The organism is Bacillus cereus group sp. MYBK15-3 (genome assembly GCF_051916765.1).
Lineage (GTDB): Bacteria > Bacillota > Bacilli > Bacillales > Bacillaceae_G > Bacillus_A > Bacillus_A cereus.
The window spans coordinates 14310-31096 of the sequence record NZ_JBQAHG010000011.1 but is presented as its reverse complement, the minus strand read 5'-3'; the positions used below and the strand labels follow the sequence as shown (position 1 = coordinate 31096).

Here is a 16787-nt window from a genome sequence, read left to right as displayed (position 1 = left end):
CACCTCCTTTCCTTAGTCTTTCTTTTATCACCTCCCTTCACTTTCATAATTTAATTATAACACAAATCAGTCATTAATTAACAAAATTTACTGAAAATAGGCATATTTACCTAAACTTATATTTGACAATTCTTTTATTAAATATATTGTGTCTTATATGCTCTATCTTCTTCCTCCATTTGTTCATATTCTTTAGGAGTATAAACACTATGTAAGCATCTTTTCAAATCGTAATACTCATAATAATGACCATTGTATACAACATAACCTTCATGCATTACTTTCCCGCATACATTACAACAGAACTCTTCTTGATAATTTTGATTTATATTCAAATCTATATACATATTTAAGTTCATTTTAAATTCCTCCTCTATTTTGGGATTTCTGTATTTTGCAAGCTTCAGCTTGCTTTTTCAATCAAGGCGACATGTGTTTTTATGTCGCTTCCTTTTGGAATTTTTTTGAGGCTAGATCTACCAGCCTCAAAAAATATTACATATGACCTTTTTCTCTTAGACTTACAAATTTATGTTTCCCAATGATGATGTGGTCTAAAACCTCAATCCCTAGTATCAAACCACATTCTTTCAAGCGTTTTGTGACTTCAATGTCTTCAGGGCTTGGAGTCGGGTCACCAGATGGATGATTATGGAAACAAAGTAAAGAAAAGGAATTATTTAATAGGGCACATTTGAATATTTCCCTCGGATGGATTACCGAGGCATTTATTGAGCCAACATGCGCCCGATGTATGGCATTAATTTCATTCTTTGTATTCAAGCATATTATAAAAAATACTTCTCTATCTTCATCACCGATATAATACTCTGCAATTTTTGCAGCGGTGTCTGGAGAGCTAAGTCTAATTTTTGGGTCAAAATCAAATTTCCATTTCTTTTTACGTCCAACTTGCTTAATTTTTAAAACCTCATATACTGTTTCCAAATGTAGTCCCCCTAGTATTAGATTTTTTGATTAGAAGGGGATATGCTCCCCTTCCTTTTTGTGATTATCGAGTATAATAACCTTTTAACTGTCCGTAATAATTCCACCTTACCTGTTTTCCGCTATTTACTGCCATTTGCTCCGCTACAAGGTGAACCGCATTCCAGACATTGTTTTCAGGTACATCTAAATCCATTTCAATGACTGGTGTATCCTCCCAATTAATACCTTCTTCTTTAATACGAAATTCAACCTTTGTTTTAGCAGATTTCATTTTCTTCACTCCTCAACTTATTATTAAATCGGTTATATGAGCCTTTAGGATTTGCTCTTTATATTGGTTTTTTCTTCCCCCTTCCCTTAAATTAATTATACCAAAAATATCATATTATTTGAAGTAATTTAAGATATTTTTGGTATGTTTTGATAGACAAGTTTCGACAAAACTTTAAATCTAGGGATTTCAACTGAGCGCAACAACACTGAAACGGAGGGGTCCTGGCGCACTGGCAACGAATCATGGGGAGAGTGCGCGAAGGGGGCGTTCTTAGCGGGTGGAGATTTTTTTGAGTGGGGTTCTCAAAAAAATACTACCCAGCGTTGCCTGAAACGCAGCGTAAGCGTAGTGGAACAATTCGCATGGGTTTTGCGAATTGCCGAGCGTTTCCCCATGATAGCCTCATTGGGCTGACAGGCCAAGAAGTGGAAGGGTTGTGAAGCGGGCTTGCTTTTATTCTTCTTGAATGACTTTCAAATCTTTTCTTCTTCGAAGCCGATCTTAGAAAAACGCTCCGGCCACACCGTTTAGCGACAGGCTGGAACCCAGCTATTGTTTTCTCCTTTGCCTTTCCTTCCTTGTTTACAAGAGCGGGTTCGCGCGTGGAGTAGGTGGGGAGCGGTGTTATCAGCCTGTTAGTCAGCGTTTTTTGCTGACTTACAGGCTGTTCATGAGCCCAATTGATCTTTGTCATTTTAATTTTTAGATATAAAAGATATATAATTATCTAAGAAAGTATAATGATATATATTAAAATTAAGGAGTAAAAAATATGAATCTAGAAAAAGTTTTTTTAACGTGGATAAATCATACTAAAGAAGGAGATCGTAGAAGTAACTTAGACCAAACTGATAAAATTTGGAGAAAAGTAATACAGGATATACGTAAGTGGATAAACAGTGAAGATATAGAAGTAAGAGAGCATGCAAAGGGTCTACTGTATACAGGAAAAATAAGAAGGGTTCATAAAGACCTTAATGAAGTGGATTATGATAATCATTATGTGTCATGGACATTAGCTGAAAATCTTGACGACATATCTTGGTTCTATCCATCGTATTCTCATACAATAATTACAGCAGAAGCAACAGAAGATAATCCTGCAATTAGCATCATTGGATTTTTAGAATTCATGAAAAATTTTGAGGGTAGAAATCTTGTCACGCCAGCTATTTTAAAGGAACAAGAAGTAATTTTTCCATTACAAGAAGATACAATATTAAGCGTTGATAGAATAAAAATAAAATAGTGAAAAAATGGGTTCATTTCCTCGATTCTTTTTTCAAACTTAGAACAGCATACTTATAAGTGCACTTATAAGTATGCTGTTCTAAAATTATAAACGACTACAATAATTATTTTCTCTTAAATATTTCCCCATTACCTTTAAATCATTTTTCATTGTAAATTGTTTATTTCTCTAACAATTCGTTTCGTTCTTACAACTAGCCAAATCCCTAATAGCATGAAAATAAACGGCACAACATAACATGCAATAATATATAGCCACACGGATATATTAGTATCAAAGAGATTCTTAGTTAAATGACCAAAAATTATACTGATAAGTGTACCTAGTGAAATAACAAATGAAGATAACACATTATCCTTAAGTTCTTCTTTCAAACTTTTTAAACTTTTCATTCCCATAAATACACCCCTGTTTTCAACAAATTCTATACTAACTGATCCTTTTGGTTTTTATATACACAATAAACATTTAGTATGGCCAGGAAAAATAATATTACACCAAAATTGTTTTCGGCTCTTACTATTATCTTCTAGCGTTCTCTATGGCTTTTTGCATATCTGTTTGTATTTGATAAATCAGTTCCTCCAAACCTTCAGGATATTCAGGATTTCTTACACTTCCCCCTAATCCCCAATATATATACGCCTTATCAGAAGCGGGGGGCACTTCAGCAGTTCCATGCCAAAATTTAAAATTAAAATCGTAATCATATCCATAATTAAGATTACAATTGAATTCAGTAGTTACCTTCTCAATCCCAGAGCAAGGGATCACTTCAAAACAGCTAGAAGTCAGTTTGTTAGTTAAATTGAACGTTTTGGAAGAAAAACTAATATCATGAGAAATTTTAATTGTGTAATTTCTTAAAGCATACGGATTACCATCTGTAGTTGTATCAGTCATACTAACTTCATATTCAATTACTTCATCTACAATATTTCTACGAAACTCAAATTTTTTGTATATGGTATTTACGATAGCTTTTTGGTTTGTTAAATCCTCTGCATTATTTTTGGTTTTATTTTTGAACATTTTAGAAAACATTAAATCCACCCCTTTAATATTTTTCTATAAATCTGTTCTATTTACTTTTCAAATAGATAAAATTCTTTATTACACTTATAAGTGCACTCGTAAGTATACTTATAAGTGCACTTATTTGTTTTATTGTTCTTCATCATACTGTTCTAGCCATAAAAAAAGCTTTTACTTTTAACCATTCGAAATTTTGTATTATTTAATATGCCAGTCTGCTTTATCCCCTAGTGTCTGTATTATCCAATCATTCCATTGCTTTGCTATAACTTCATCTGGGGTATTAATATCAAATTCCACTTCTTTTGTAATAGGATTCCCTTCAACTAGTTCTAACGTAAAAATAACTGTCTTCATATTAATCTCCTCCCTTAAAAATTATTTTTTCTAATAATACTTTTACTCTTATTCTTCATATTGGTCTAACCAGTAACCAAATAATTCACTCACACTCATACCATGTTTTTTTGAGATTCTACGAGCTTTTTCTTTATGTGTTCTGGTAAACATAAGTGACATTTGTTCTTTTTTTTCTTTTCCTTTTGGAATATCCATTGCAGGCATATTAGGTGCTGTAACTTTTTCGTTTTTTTCTACTTCTGTCACCGCATTTGCATAAGGATTTGGGTTTGGATCTGCATTTTCACTCATATTAAGATTTTTAAATTTATCCAACTTTGAATTATTCATCTTTGATTTCTCCTTTAATTTGTTTTATCTGCAATTTCAATTACTTTTGAAAAGACCTCATCAACATGGTCATAAAATTTTTCATGTCTTTCTTTTTCTTTCTTACTCATTTCTTCTTTCATTTCAAAAATACTAGTATCTTCTAATAAAGTTTTTACAAGTAACTCCTTCTTTTGTATCATTCCAATATAATTAGGTTGTTCCTTTGCCAAATCAACAAATTGTTTACTACTGTTTCCTATATGGTCAACCTTATTAGCGATTAAATAAGGCGTTGCCGTAACATATGTTTCTCGCGACTTAATGTCTACTAGCTCTTTTTTTAGGTAATCAATTGTCTTCCCTAATTCTAACCAAGCTCGGAAACCATTTCGAGAAGGTTCAGATACCCCAAGAACAATGTCAGCAACCGCTAAAAAGTTTGAAGTAACTAGACTTGTATCATTGTGAGTATCAATAACCATATAATCGTATTCTTGTAGCTTTTCTATATTATCAGCAATCCACATGTATAATAACATGCAGTTATTCTGTTTAGATTTTAAATCAAGAGTATTGTCTTCTAAGTGTTCAGAACCTCTGATAAAGTCAAGATTTTCCCCTACATTATGGATTTCTACATTCTCTTTTGTAAAAACTCCTAAAATGGACGTTGAGCTATCACAAGAAAATGAATAACTTAAATTACATGAATGATCCCCATCAACTAGTAATACTTTTTTCTTTTTAACCTGTGTTAACCACTTGGCAAAAGTATATGAAATCGTTGATTTACCTGTACCACCTTTATTTATGTTTACTGTAATAATTTTCACTATTTAACTTCCCCTTTCATTTTGAAGAACCTGTTTAAATCCTTTAATTTTTTGTGTTTTATCTGAAATCCTTGAAATTTCATGCGTAAGTATTAGATTTTCCCTTTTATTTCTTAATTTCATTTTAACACACTTATAAGTGCACTTACAAGTGTGTTTATAAGTGTTTTTTGTTTCTTCCAATCTCTAAAAAGAAGACGCGCATATTTTCACTTGAACCTTGTAAATTAAGCTTTTTATTTCAAAAATATTAAAATAAAAAAACACTCACAAGTACACTTGCAAGTGTTTTTTTTTACTTAATTATGGTGTAGATTTATTTGGTAAGTTTATTAATGATACGCTTATTGTCTTCATCTAAACCTTGTCTTTGAGCCTTTAACTTTTTATAGAATTCTTCGCATTCCTTAGCATTTTCTGTATCTCCAATAATTTTATAATGTTCTATCCTTTCTTTAAAAAATTTATCGTTTATTTCTCGAATGCCCATTTTACAAAAGCCTCCTTTTCTAATCAAACCTCTTTATAAATCAACACTTACAAGTGCACTTGCAAGTGTTGATCTGAATTGATATATTTAATTTTTATTTGCCAAATAAGAATTTTAAACGCTTCTCCTGTACGCTGTATGATAAACGAGCGTCAAATTTCTTCCCATTTTTGCTTGAAATAAACCCTTTAATCTGATCTGTCACATTCTTTTCTAATAACTTTTTCACATGGTTGGTACTTAAATTTTTACCGGAGAATGTACCAAAAATAATGAAATCACACCCTTTTTTGTATTTCTCACATAAGTAATTACTTTTCCCTACAAGAACTCTACTCTTACATAATGGACATTTACCAATTGTACGATCTTCAGTCGTTGGAAAACGGAATTTTAAACTTCCGACTGTCTCCATATAAATGGCTGCTGTAAATTCTCCCTTTTCCCCTTGAAAACCATTTATAAAATCTGTTGTTTTATACTGAATTAATTTTTTTATTTGATTACCAGGAATCGCTTTTCCTTTTATCTTGGCTGGTAATGTAAAATCACAACCGTTTTTATGCTCTGTACATCCATAAAATGCTTTACGATTAAGTATCTCCCCTTTTTTACATTTTGGACATTTACCAAATGACAGCTCCTCTTCTGTCGGAAACTGAAACTTGATTTTCCCCTCATGAAACACTATATAAGCGGAGAATTCCTTCTCATTGGATTTAAACCCTTTTAAAAGGTCAGTTTTTTTGTCCTCAAATAGTTTTTTTACTTGTGCCTCTGGAATCGCTTTTTCTTTAATTTTCTTCGGTAAGGAGATTTCACATTCTGGATAATTACTGCAACCGTAGAAATTGCCTTTATGAAGGATTTTTCCTTTTCTACAAGGGCATTGACACACTTCAATTTGCTGATTCCACGTATTAATAATGTCATCTGAAACTTTATCATCCATTGTACCAATCTGTTCTACTGTATCCTTTACAAACGTGTTTGTTTTCTCTACAAATTCTTCAAATTCCATTTCTTCTTTTTCGATCATGTAAATCATCCCTTCCATTTCAGCCGTATAAGCTGGATTTTTGATTTCATCTACCGGAAAAGCATCTATAAACGCACGACCAATATTGGTAGTGCGAATTTGATTGTTAGTAACATCAATGTAGTTACGCTCTAGCAATTTTGGAATAAAGGTTTCTTCTGTTGCGACTGTCCCTATCCGTTTTCCTTTCATAAGTTCTTTTAAATGTTCATCATCCAATTTACGTCCCGCTGTCTCCATAAAAGTTAAAATAGAACTTTCCGTATGAAGAGCTGGTTTCTTTGTTCGAGACTCAATTAATTCATACTGAACGACTTTAAGAGAGTCCCCTTTTTGTAAAACAGGTATTTGAAAAGCCTCAACTGATCCCTCTTCTATATCCTCCTGAAATACACTTAAAAATCCTTTCTCCTGTAGGATTTTCTCTTTCGTGCTGTAATTGTTGCCCTCTTGGTCTATAAAATGTACTTCTCTTACTAAGTAGATTGCTGGTTTCATAAAGTTGCCAATAAATCGCTTTACAATCAAGTCATATAACTGTTTTTCTATTGGCTCTCGGTTAGTTCCGTCATAGAATCTTGTTGTGGGGATAATTGCAAAATGACTGCTGACTAGTTCATCATTAAATGTAGTATGTTTTTTTGTAATAGAAGATAGAGTTACTTGTTGTACGAGATTTGCATAGGCGCTTTTTTCTAATGCTCCCATTACTTCCTTTACTCGTTCGACTTGCTCTGTAGGTAAATGCCTGGATGAAGAACGTGGATACGTGATAAAGCCTTCTTCATACAAAGTTTGAATGTATTTTTTGGCTGTCTCCGCATTTATCTTCAGTTTGGCATGTGCATCTTTGTAGAGGTCCGTTAAGTTATATAATAATTTGGGTTTCTTTTTTCTCGTGCTTTCTTTAAATTCCGTTACAATTACATCTGTTTCTTTCAAGCTATCCCCAAGTTTTTGTAGTGGAGATGGATCTAACAGTTGATCTTCTGTTTTCATCAATGGTGATAGGCCATTTTCTGTTAGTAACTTTAAATTGTAATAGGTTTGTTCTTTATAATTTTGGATAGCAATTTCCCTTTGACGTATCTCATTCAAAATACACATTTGAACACGTCCTGAAGCTAATAAAAATTGGTTTCTGGCTAGTTTTGATGTACAGCCCCTTGTCACGTTAATTCCTAGAATATAGTCCAGGTATTGTCTTGCTTTAGCTGATTTTGCAAGCCCGTCATAATCAGTTAATGGTTCTAATCGATTCAATGCTCCCTCTAATTCTGCGGCCTCAAAAGATGACTTGTATACACGAGACTGCTTTTTATTTACTCCAGCATACTCGTACACCTCTCTATAGATTAATTCTCCTTCTCGATCCGCGTCACATATGTTTACCACGTGGTCAACGTCATCACGCTGCAACAGTTTAACAAGTGTCTGTAGTTGTTCAGCATATTCTTGTTTTACTTTATAAACTGGCTGATAAATTAGAGGTAAATGCTCAAATTTAAATACTTTATACTTCGAATCCATCTCTTCTGGATGTTTTAATTCTAATAAATGCCCCCGGCACCAACTAATAATATAATTTTGATTTTCATAGTATCCATAATATGGCATACTTCCTGAATGCTTTTTTGAATTTCTAAATCTAGGTGATTTTAATAATTCAACAGCTACCTTCTGTTTTTCAGCAATAAATAACGTTTTTCCCATAAATAGTGCCTCCTAGTAATCCGCAATTTCCTTTTTACACTCCTGTTTCTTGTTTTTTGCTTGTTCATTACTTTTTCTATAAACATCGTATTTCTCTCTATACCTTCTAAAAGTTCTACGATTAATGCCTGTTATTTTCTCTATACGTCCTTCTGTTTCGCCTTCTAAATATAATTTAAAGGCTTGTTGTAAAATCGGGCTATCAAATTCATATTTAGGCTTACCGCCCTTAAATTTCCCTTGTTTTTTTGCTATTCTAATTCCTTTCACTTGCCTTTCTTTAAGTTGTTTCTTTTCACTGTCTTCTTGGTAATCTTGATATTTATAAAGTTCAATTATTAAGTTGTTAATTAATCCTCTTAAATTATCATTCTCTATTCCTCTAAATGTAGAAAGATTAAGGACTTCAAAGGTTGCTCCCTTCCTTTGAATATCCTTCATAATTTTTATTAACTCTTTTTTCTTTTTACTGAGTTGATCTAACTCAGTAATAACAACAATGTCACCCGCACAAATAAAATCCAACATAGCCTTTAATTGTGGGCGTTGTATGTGTTGTGGACGTTGTAAACGTTGTACGTGTTGTAGACGTTGTAAATGGTCTGTAGATTGAAGACACATATTATCAACAAACACTTTAAAAACACCCTTTAATTTGCTTATTTGTCCGTCTACATTTTGGGTTTTACTATTCACTTGGATATATCCTATTTTTCCCATGAATTTGTACTCCCTTATTACTTAGATGCTTTAATATTAAAAATCCAGCCGTTCTTAAATGACTGGATTTTTTGTGATTTTAATAGGACATAACTACTAGGTTTTTATCATTCATTTTAATACGTTTAACTTTTGCATTTTTTGGTGCAAGCTCTGGTTTAAAGTCACTTTCTTTAAAAAAAATAGTTTTTATACCTTTTCCTGGCTTTCCAAGAGCAAGAGAATTATTTGTAGTAGTTGGAGCTTTCCCCAAATCTGAAAATGAGTATGGATATAAATCAGCTAAATTAATCAATTAAAGTCACCCTTTCCATTTGTTATAAGTACATATTTGTTCTATACCATTAACATTTAATTGAACCAATCGATCAACTTAATTGTACCATTTGTTCAAACGAATGACAACAAGATATACCTTATTGTCAGAAAAATATCTTTTTTCGCAAGTGCACTTATAAGTATACTTGCGAGTGTACTTATATCATAAGGGATATGTAACTTATTTTCATTTAGATTACGATACGTGAAATTTTATAATTCTAATAAAATGAGTAGCTATTCGCTACTCATTTTTAGGTTGCAACTTTAGTTGCATACTCGGGTGTCCTTCAGGAAGTAGGTCTAAGTCATAAAGTTTCGCTTCAATTCTACGCATACATGCATTTAAATCATTTTTTAGTTGACGATCACTAATTCGAAAAATATCCCAGCCTAATTTCTTTAAATATGCATCCCGTATAGCATCTTTCCTTCTAGCTTCAGGGGTGTTGTGAAATATATAACCATCAACTTCAATACATAATTTCTTCCCGTTGTTCCCGTATATTGCAAAGTCTAATCTATACTTTCCAACCTTCTCTTGTACAGTAGGGGAAATTCCCATATAACGTAAATGGTCATACACTTTTCGTTCTAAATTGTTCGCACACTGTTTTCTTTTTATATCGCTTTCAGGATCATAAGAGTTTTTTCCCATCATGTTAGCTAGAACATAAAAGAATATTGCAGCCACTATTACAATCAAAAAACCAATCATATCTGTCTCACCTCTTCTCTTAATTATTTAACATTAAACAATTCGGATGAGCACAAATTACATAACTCCTACATAAGTTATTTACATGTAGCAATCAAAAAAATTACTTAAACAACTACATCAGCACTTACTTATGTAGCATTACCTATGTTTTAACTGTCCAAACCTAACAATATCAAGAAAGAATAGGAATGTTTATGGGCGACGAGGACGGGAGGCCGAGGGAAGCCCATCATGCCCAATTCCCAAACCTTTTATACACAAAAACGAAAAAAATTTTAATTTATTTCATCAATGTTAAAAGGGGGAAGTAAATTTGCTTACTCAATTAAAAACTTTATGGCGACAATACCAGGAACAAAAAGAGGAGAAAGAAATTGTTCAAATAATTAAAACCAAAACGACGAAAGCTTTTCATTCAGCACAATTATTTTTAATCCAAAAAGACAAGTTTACGGATTTAAAAGTGTATATTTACCCTGAGATACGTAGCATAAAAATTATGGATTATGCAGAAATTGTATTTACGATTCCTCGTGGTATGAATCCTGAAGATGTTAAAAAAAAGGAATATGTATTTAAGCAATATCTGAGTGATCGTGCAGAACTAGAAGCAGGTACTTTAAAATTTGTGATACGTATTTTCCCTAATGAAATACAAAATGTTTTATATGACTATCATGCTTTCCCTTTAAAAAACGAAAAATTACCTGTAGTATGCGGAATAAATAAATTTAATCAATACATCATTTATGACATGGTAGAACATCCTCATTTATTAATTGCTGGCACTACAGGTAGTGGAAAAAGTACACAAATACGCTCAATATTAGCAACTCTAATTCAACATAAAACCCCTGAACAATTACACCTCTATTTGTGTGATTTAAAAAAATCAGAATTTCATTTATTTCAAAATGTAAAACATGTAAAAAGTACTACGTATACAGCAGAATCTCTTTACCCTGTGTTAGTGAAATTAAAAAAAGAAATAGCAAAAAGAGGAGAAATTCTCAATCAATATGGACATTCGCATATAGACCAATTACCTAAAAAACTTCCTTACATTGTTCTGTGTATTGATGAATATCCATTGTTGCAGCATAAAAAAGCAATTACTGATATTGTAGAAGAAATTAGTGCAATTGGCCGAACCAACGGTGTACTACTCATCCTTTCAATGCAAAGACCAGATTCCAAAGTAATTGATGGAAAAATAAAAAATAATTTAAATGTGACTATGGGATTTCGCTGTAAAAATGCCATAAATGCAAATGTCATGGATTGCCCAGGTGCAGAAAAAATACCTAAGACAGCTAAAGGACGTATGATACTTAATTTTGATACTCTAGAAACCATACAGGCTCCGTTTTTATCTGAAGATAAAACGAAATTAATTCTAAAGAATTTTAAAAATACAAAGGGGGAAGAGTGTCATAACATTGGGAATAACTTTGTTGAGGATGAATCAATTTTTGGAATGTTGGGGGATGAGGAATCATTATGAATAAACGAGATAAGGCCATTGTGAATGATTTATATCGTTTTCGTATGTTAAGTAGAGATCAAATTATAGGATTACACTTTTCTCATTTAAAAAAACCCGTTAGCACTTGTAATTTAGTTCTAAAGCGATTACAGGACCGAAGGTATATAAAAGCATTCAAAAACTTCCAGCCATTTGTATATGGCCCTGTGGACTCTAAAATAAAAGAAAGCAGTCAGAAGATATTACATTTTTTAGCCATTGCAGATACTTTTATCGAAATGAAAAAATATGATGAACCAACTCATGTACTTGTAGAACCAAAATTCGGTGAAAAAGGAACAATAGAACCAGACTTATTTTGCATTTTTAAAAGGACACCATTTTTTATTGAAATACAAAGAAATGTCTATTCAGAGAAGGTAATGAAAGAAAAGATCGGTAGGTATGAAACGTTTTATTTTTCAGAAACCTGGAAGGAGTTTGAATGGCAAAGGAATGATAAAAAAGTATTTCCAATCATTTTATTTATAACAGATACACGATACAACATAGAAACGAATGTTTTACGTATTGTGCAATCCCCAAATGTTACAGATCTAGTTCATCTATTCGATGCAAAACCTTCTCCAAATAAAAAAATTCCTCATACCGTATCTAAAGAACAAAAGCCCACAATTCGTATAAAGCTATAGGTGTACTTAAATAAGCAATTTTTTAACATAATAAAACAAGATTAACTGTAATCTGAGTTAATCTTGTTAAAGTTTTAACGGTTTTATTTCGTTCCATATAGACCTTACTATTAGTAAAAAAATAGTAAGGTCATTCATCTTTTTTACTAAAATTTTTAAGTACTCATATCCTTCTCTTGTAATCAGTAGCTCTCTACCGATCATTTTTACGCTATCCTTTAATAAAATATTTGAATGCCTCTTCCACAAAAAATATATGTATTTAGGGTTTTTACCTAACTTTATACTTGCCTCACGAGCTGTAAAGATTTCATTCCATATGTATGACAAAAACGTTTCACCTCCTAACATTAGAATTTATTTATTCCATTCATAAAAACTATACAACATCATTTTTTTTTGATGCTACATCTTTTTATCTTTCATTTTCTTTTCTACGTTGCTGTTGTTGCTGTTGTCTTTGTTGCTCCTGTTTATTTACTTCCACTTCTTTTTCTTTTCCTAAACTTCCATAAAGTAAATTTCTTTCTTTGGTCAGTAATGATAATTTATACTGTAATTCAGATTCATCAGTAATACCATAATTCTTTTTAAGATAGTTCATATCACGTTTTGCAACATCATATTCTTTAAATTCATGATAACGTTCTTGCTTGAATGCCATTTTGTTTTCAGCTTTTTTATAGGCAACAATTAAAGAATGACTCTTTTTATAAGTACGGAAACAGCCCTTCATTTTATTTAATCTAAAAATCTCGTTATCAATACCTAAAAGTTGCTTTTCAAAACTGTCAATTAGAGCTTCCTTATTCGCTTCAATTTCCTCAAGTTCCGAAAGCGAAACATTGAGTTTATATAGTTTAGAACTTAATTCATTTAGGTAATTAATATTTTGTTTAGTAGCCCATCTTTGAAGTCCCTTATTATTTTTAAACTTTTCTTGTGATTTATCTATCCACTGTCTGTTAATTATACTTGTCTTAATTGGTCTATAATTTTTATTTTCAATTCTATATTTGATAGAGGATTCAAGGTAATTAAATCCCATTGTTTTGGTTCGCATAAATTTCCCAGACTTCGGATTCATAAATGATAAATATTTGCCCTGTTTAGGATCAAAACCTTCTTTTTGCATTAAGTTTAAAAATTCATTAAACGAATTTGCTTTTGATATGTTTTTATCAATTATCTCTTCTAATTTTCCTTTGAACGATTTCTTCTTTGATCTAGCTACATACTCATTAAAAGCTAAATATTTTTTTCTCCCTTTTCTTCCCTCTTCAATTATTGATAAACCATACTTTTCAGAGATTTTATCATTTTCTTCTCGTAATCTGTCTAAAGTATTTACACGCTTAGAATCAAACATTTTTAAGTTATTAAAATCAATATCATTAAAGATAATATGATTATGCAAATTATCCGTTTCTGTATGTGTAATTACTGCATATTGGTGATTCCCCTTTAGATAATTATCAGCAAATTCCACTCCGTATTGATGAACTTGTTCTGGTGTTAAATTATCATCACTATCGAATGATTGAATTATCATTCTTGCACTTAGGTTTTTATCATTATTATTCTTTTCGTTGTAGTCAACTAAAACACTTTTAAAATCCCTATCTATCGTTTCTATAGAGCACTCGTAAGACGTAACTAAATCTTCATTTGTTTTATGGTCTTGCGTACTGTAATTAATGACAGCTTTTAAGTCTTTAACTTTTTGTATTTTAACAATAGACATTATAATCAATCCCTACCTAATAAATTTCAAATTCATCTAATATATCTTTAAGTTTAAACCAATCATCATCTTCAAAAACATTATCAAGTTTTGACAACTTAAATTTCAATTTCTGTGCAAAAAGAAAAATACTATCGGCCAATTCAATTAATTGATTATCATCCAACTTATATAGCGTATCTCCATATAAATATTGCCAAACATATTCTGTTACTTCTTTATCTTGTTCAGGCGAGTTTTCTATACATTCAATGATATAAATAAAATCTTCTTTAATCTTTTCGTACACTTCCTCTAATGCTAGTTTTTTTGGTATCTGTATTTGATTTTCAGTTAACGATTGTATTAATTTTTCCTTTTGTTTTTTACTCAAGCTGTCGCTATTAAACTTGGTTTTCAAATCAATTAAACGGTCATATTCAGTATTAATTAAATTTATAATTTTTTTCTGATTAACTCTTAAAAAATCAATATCACTATCTGTATAAATTCCGTCTGTATTGATCCTTCTAATTAAGCTGTTTATATTCTTACCAATATAGTTTATTTCTTTAGTTAAATCCCTATAAACTTTCATATCTACATTAAGTTTAAAATGTGTTTTTGCACTATCAATTAGAAATGCAGATACGGTTCTATAACCTAAGTCATTAGCTTTATTTTTTATATATTCTTTATCCTCATTTGATAACGATATTTTTAAATCAGTTTTAATTCTTGCCATATAAAAAAACTCCTTTCTTTCTTAAAAAAATTCGAGCGCAGCGACAACAAATATATAAGTGATTTTGCAAAAAATCGCTTATTTATATTTGTAAAGGTCGTAGGAATCTCCTACCAAGTCAAAAACAACGTTTTTGGGGTGTGTGGTCACACACCCGTAGCTTGCCCTTTGCTAAAAACACAATATTTCTTTCTAAAAATTATATCATTTCAAACCAAAATATGGTATAATTTAGTTAAATATTTTATAAAGGGGCTGGTCTGAAAATGGTTTCTGTCGATGAACATACACAGGTCGCAATGGAAGTCGTAGCACAATCTTTAAAAATATCAGAGCAAACTTTATTACGTCTTTTAGAAGCATTATCAAAATTACTTGAAGGCAAAGAACAACAACCAAAAGATTTTATATTTGATGATAAAACTAAAGTTGGAAAACAAAAAATTAGCGATCTTATGAGAAAACATGAAAAAACTGGCGGTATAGTTGCTTTAGATGAAAACTTAACGAAACAACAGTTAAATGATTATCAAAAAGAGTTAAAAAAATTAGGCGTGGATTTTTCTGTAGTGAGGAACGGTAAAGAAGATTATTCTTTCTTCTTTTCAGCAGCACAGGCAAATGTAATTGAAAAAGCATTAAAAAATATTGTTGAAAGAAAAAGTGCAGTATTAGAAAAAGAAGAAGTAAAGACAGCGGAAAAAGAATTGAAAGAAATACGTCAAGAATTAACTCCAGATCAAGCTGAAAAAGTAAAAGCAATTTATGATAAAATTACAACCTCAGAAAAGAAAGAACCAAAAGAAAATAATATTAACTATGATCGTTTATCAAAACAAGAAAAGCTTCTTTATGCGAAACTAGAAGAGCTCGATGAAGTTAAAAGAGGTTTATACTCACAAGAAGTAAATCGTGTTGAAAAACTTTTTGAAAATCGTTATAAACAAGATGCAGATATTAGCAAGGAAGAGAAGCAAACGGAAAAAGATATTCCTTCTAAAACTCCATTGGATAAAGTGAGAACAAAGGTTTCTGAATTGAATGAAAAAGAACAATCCCTTTTAGGCCAAAAAGTTGAATTAGTTGCCGGAGAAGTTAGCGAAAATGAGTACAATGAAATGAAAAAGAATTTCTCACCTGAACAAATTGAGAAGGTTGAAAATATATTTGATGATTTATTAAACGAAGTTAAAAATGAATCAATTAAGGAAAATATTGTGGAAAAAGAAAATCTTCCTGAAAAACCTTTGGAAAAAGTAAAAGAAATTGTTACGGAAGAAAGAGAAAAGAAACCTTTAGAAAAAGTAAAAGAAATTGCATCTAATTTGGATGAAAAAGAGCAAAATCTTTTAGAGAAGAAGGCTGGATTAGTTGCTGGAAAGATTGGTGAGAATGAATACAATGAAACGAAAAAGAACTTCTCACCAGAACAAATCGAAAAAATTGAAAAAATAGCTTCTGAAAATATTGGTTCAGACATTAAACCTGGGGCCATTGTAGAAGGAAAAATTAATGCCAATGTATTTTCTGACTTATTGAGAAAAGTTAAAAATGAATCAATGAAAGAACAAACTCAAGTTAAAACAAATACTAAAGATAATAAAGATCAAGTCAGAAATATGCTAAATTCATTGGATAATGATGAACAGAAATTAATGGTTCAACATACAAAAGTTATGTTAGAAGGTTTAAATAATCAGCTTACAAATAAAAGTTCAAATAAAGAGTCAAATAAATTTCAAGAGATGGTGAAAAATTTCACTCCTGAGCAAATTGAAAAAGTGACTGCTGTTGTTAACCAAAATGTTACTACAGCTTCATATTCAACCGAGAAAGAAAATGGGAAAATTCACGTTGACAATTTTCAAAGTATTTTTACAGATGTGAAGAAAGAAATGAATAAAGAAATGGCTATAGAAAAAGCAAAAGAGAAAGCAAAAGAAAAAGATACGCCTAACCAAAAGAAAGTTGAGTTTTCAATGGATGGCGTTAAGGAACTAGATGTCAGAATTAAAAAAGAAGAAAAAGAAACTTCAAAAGATAAGAACAAGAAGCAATCCATTAGTCGATAGGTATTTAAAACGATAGATATTTTTTATCTATCGTTTTTTTAAAATAATCTA

At 31.1% G+C, this 16787-nt stretch carries 20 protein-coding genes; 4 read left to right on the top strand and 16 right to left on the bottom strand.

What is annotated here, in order from left to right:
• Window positions 1-137: 137 nt before the first annotated feature.
• The 3 genes from ACTFR8_RS28445 to ACTFR8_RS28435 form a co-directional block, all read right to left on the bottom strand.
• Window positions 138-359: a hypothetical protein gene (locus ACTFR8_RS28445; RefSeq protein WP_440028843.1), complete on the bottom strand. Its 222-nt coding sequence runs from the start codon at window positions 357-359 to the stop codon at window positions 138-140.
• A gap of 136 nt (window positions 360-495) precedes the next feature.
• Window positions 496-948 (bottom strand): JAB domain-containing protein, encoded by a 453-nt coding sequence (locus ACTFR8_RS28440; protein WP_440028841.1) that lies wholly within the window; start codon window positions 946-948, stop codon window positions 496-498.
• Between the two features lie 64 nt (window positions 949-1012).
• Window positions 1013-1222 (bottom strand): hypothetical protein, encoded by a 210-nt coding sequence (locus ACTFR8_RS28435; RefSeq protein ID WP_098785718.1) that lies wholly within the window; start codon window positions 1220-1222, stop codon window positions 1013-1015.
• A gap of 775 nt (window positions 1223-1997) precedes the next feature.
• Here ACTFR8_RS28435 and ACTFR8_RS28430 point away from each other — a divergent pair.
• Window positions 1998-2474, top strand: a complete 477-nt coding sequence (locus tag ACTFR8_RS28430) for a hypothetical protein (protein ID WP_440028838.1) — start codon at window positions 1998-2000, stop codon at window positions 2472-2474.
• Window positions 2475-2623: 149 nt separating this feature from the next.
• Here the strand turns inward: ACTFR8_RS28430 and ACTFR8_RS28425 are convergent, their stop codons facing one another.
• From ACTFR8_RS28425 to ACTFR8_RS28380, 10 genes are all read right to left on the bottom strand, one after another.
• A complete protein-coding gene (locus ACTFR8_RS28425) occupies window positions 2624-2875 on the bottom strand; it encodes a hypothetical protein (protein WP_440028837.1) in 252 nt (83 codons plus the stop codon).
• Window positions 2876-2999: 124 nt separating this feature from the next.
• Entirely contained in the window at window positions 3000-3521 is a 522-nt protein-coding gene (locus ACTFR8_RS28420) for a hypothetical protein (protein WP_440028835.1), read from the bottom strand.
• A 189-nt stretch (window positions 3522-3710) separates the two neighbouring features.
• Complete coding sequence (locus ACTFR8_RS28415; protein ID WP_440028833.1) at window positions 3711-3869, bottom strand: hypothetical protein; 159 nt, start codon at window positions 3867-3869, stop codon at window positions 3711-3713.
• A 48-nt stretch (window positions 3870-3917) separates the two neighbouring features.
• The gene (locus ACTFR8_RS28410) at window positions 3918-4202 is read right to left on the bottom strand and encodes a hypothetical protein (RefSeq protein ID WP_440028832.1); all 285 of its coding nucleotides are present in this window, start codon (window positions 4200-4202) and stop codon (window positions 3918-3920) included.
• Window positions 4203-4216: 14 nt separating this feature from the next.
• On the bottom strand, window positions 4217-5017 hold the full coding sequence (locus ACTFR8_RS28405) for a ParA family protein (RefSeq protein WP_440028829.1): 801 nt from the start codon (window positions 5015-5017) through the stop codon (window positions 4217-4219).
• Window positions 5018-5333: 316 nt separating this feature from the next.
• The gene (locus ACTFR8_RS28400) at window positions 5334-5507 is read right to left on the bottom strand and encodes a hypothetical protein (RefSeq protein WP_440028826.1); all 174 of its coding nucleotides are present in this window, start codon (window positions 5505-5507) and stop codon (window positions 5334-5336) included.
• Between the two features lie 94 nt (window positions 5508-5601).
• The gene (locus ACTFR8_RS28395) at window positions 5602-8259 is read right to left on the bottom strand and encodes a DNA topoisomerase (protein ID WP_440028824.1); all 2658 of its coding nucleotides are present in this window, start codon (window positions 8257-8259) and stop codon (window positions 5602-5604) included.
• A gap of 12 nt (window positions 8260-8271) precedes the next feature.
• A complete protein-coding gene (locus ACTFR8_RS28390; protein WP_440028821.1) occupies window positions 8272-8979 on the bottom strand; it encodes a recombinase family protein in 708 nt (235 codons plus the stop codon).
• Window positions 8980-9058: 79 nt separating this feature from the next.
• Window positions 9059-9274: a hypothetical protein gene (locus tag ACTFR8_RS28385; RefSeq protein WP_440028818.1), complete on the bottom strand. Its 216-nt coding sequence runs from the start codon at window positions 9272-9274 to the stop codon at window positions 9059-9061.
• 267 nt (window positions 9275-9541) lie between these two features.
• Window positions 9542-10015, bottom strand: a complete 474-nt coding sequence (locus ACTFR8_RS28380; protein WP_277499079.1) for an endonuclease domain-containing protein — start codon at window positions 10013-10015, stop codon at window positions 9542-9544.
• A gap of 316 nt (window positions 10016-10331) precedes the next feature.
• Here ACTFR8_RS28380 and ACTFR8_RS28375 point away from each other — a divergent pair, with 316 nt between their 5' ends.
• Both ACTFR8_RS28375 and ACTFR8_RS28370 read left to right on the top strand, forming a co-directional pair.
• On the top strand, window positions 10332-11522 hold the full coding sequence (locus tag ACTFR8_RS28375) for an FtsK/SpoIIIE domain-containing protein (RefSeq protein ID WP_440028815.1): 1191 nt from the start codon (window positions 10332-10334) through the stop codon (window positions 11520-11522).
• Complete coding sequence (locus ACTFR8_RS28370) at window positions 11519-12196, top strand: replication-relaxation family protein (RefSeq protein WP_440028812.1); 678 nt, start codon at window positions 11519-11521, stop codon at window positions 12194-12196. The genes ACTFR8_RS28375 and ACTFR8_RS28370 overlap by 4 nt, the downstream gene beginning before the upstream one ends.
• A 66-nt stretch (window positions 12197-12262) precedes the next feature.
• Here ACTFR8_RS28370 and ACTFR8_RS28365 read toward each other — a convergent pair whose 3' ends face one another.
• The 3 genes from ACTFR8_RS28365 to ACTFR8_RS28355 all read right to left on the bottom strand — a co-directional run bounded on the left by ACTFR8_RS28365 (window position 12263) and on the right by ACTFR8_RS28355 (window position 14664).
• Window positions 12263-12526 carry a hypothetical protein gene (locus ACTFR8_RS28365; protein WP_440028809.1) on the bottom strand — a complete coding sequence of 88 codons (264 nt, stop codon included), beginning with the start codon at window positions 12524-12526 and terminating at the stop codon, window positions 12263-12265.
• A gap of 85 nt (window positions 12527-12611) precedes the next feature.
• On the bottom strand, window positions 12612-13940 hold the full coding sequence (locus tag ACTFR8_RS28360; RefSeq protein WP_440028807.1) for a relaxase/mobilization nuclease domain-containing protein: 1329 nt from the start codon (window positions 13938-13940) through the stop codon (window positions 12612-12614).
• A gap of 16 nt (window positions 13941-13956) precedes the next feature.
• Window positions 13957-14664, bottom strand: a complete 708-nt coding sequence (locus ACTFR8_RS28355; protein ID WP_277499090.1) for a hypothetical protein — start codon at window positions 14662-14664, stop codon at window positions 13957-13959.
• A gap of 266 nt (window positions 14665-14930) precedes the next feature.
• Between ACTFR8_RS28355 and ACTFR8_RS28350 the strand changes: the two genes are divergently transcribed.
• A complete protein-coding gene (locus tag ACTFR8_RS28350; RefSeq protein WP_440028805.1) occupies window positions 14931-16736 on the top strand; it encodes a hypothetical protein in 1806 nt (601 codons plus the stop codon).
• Window positions 16737-16787 lie beyond the last annotated feature (51 nt).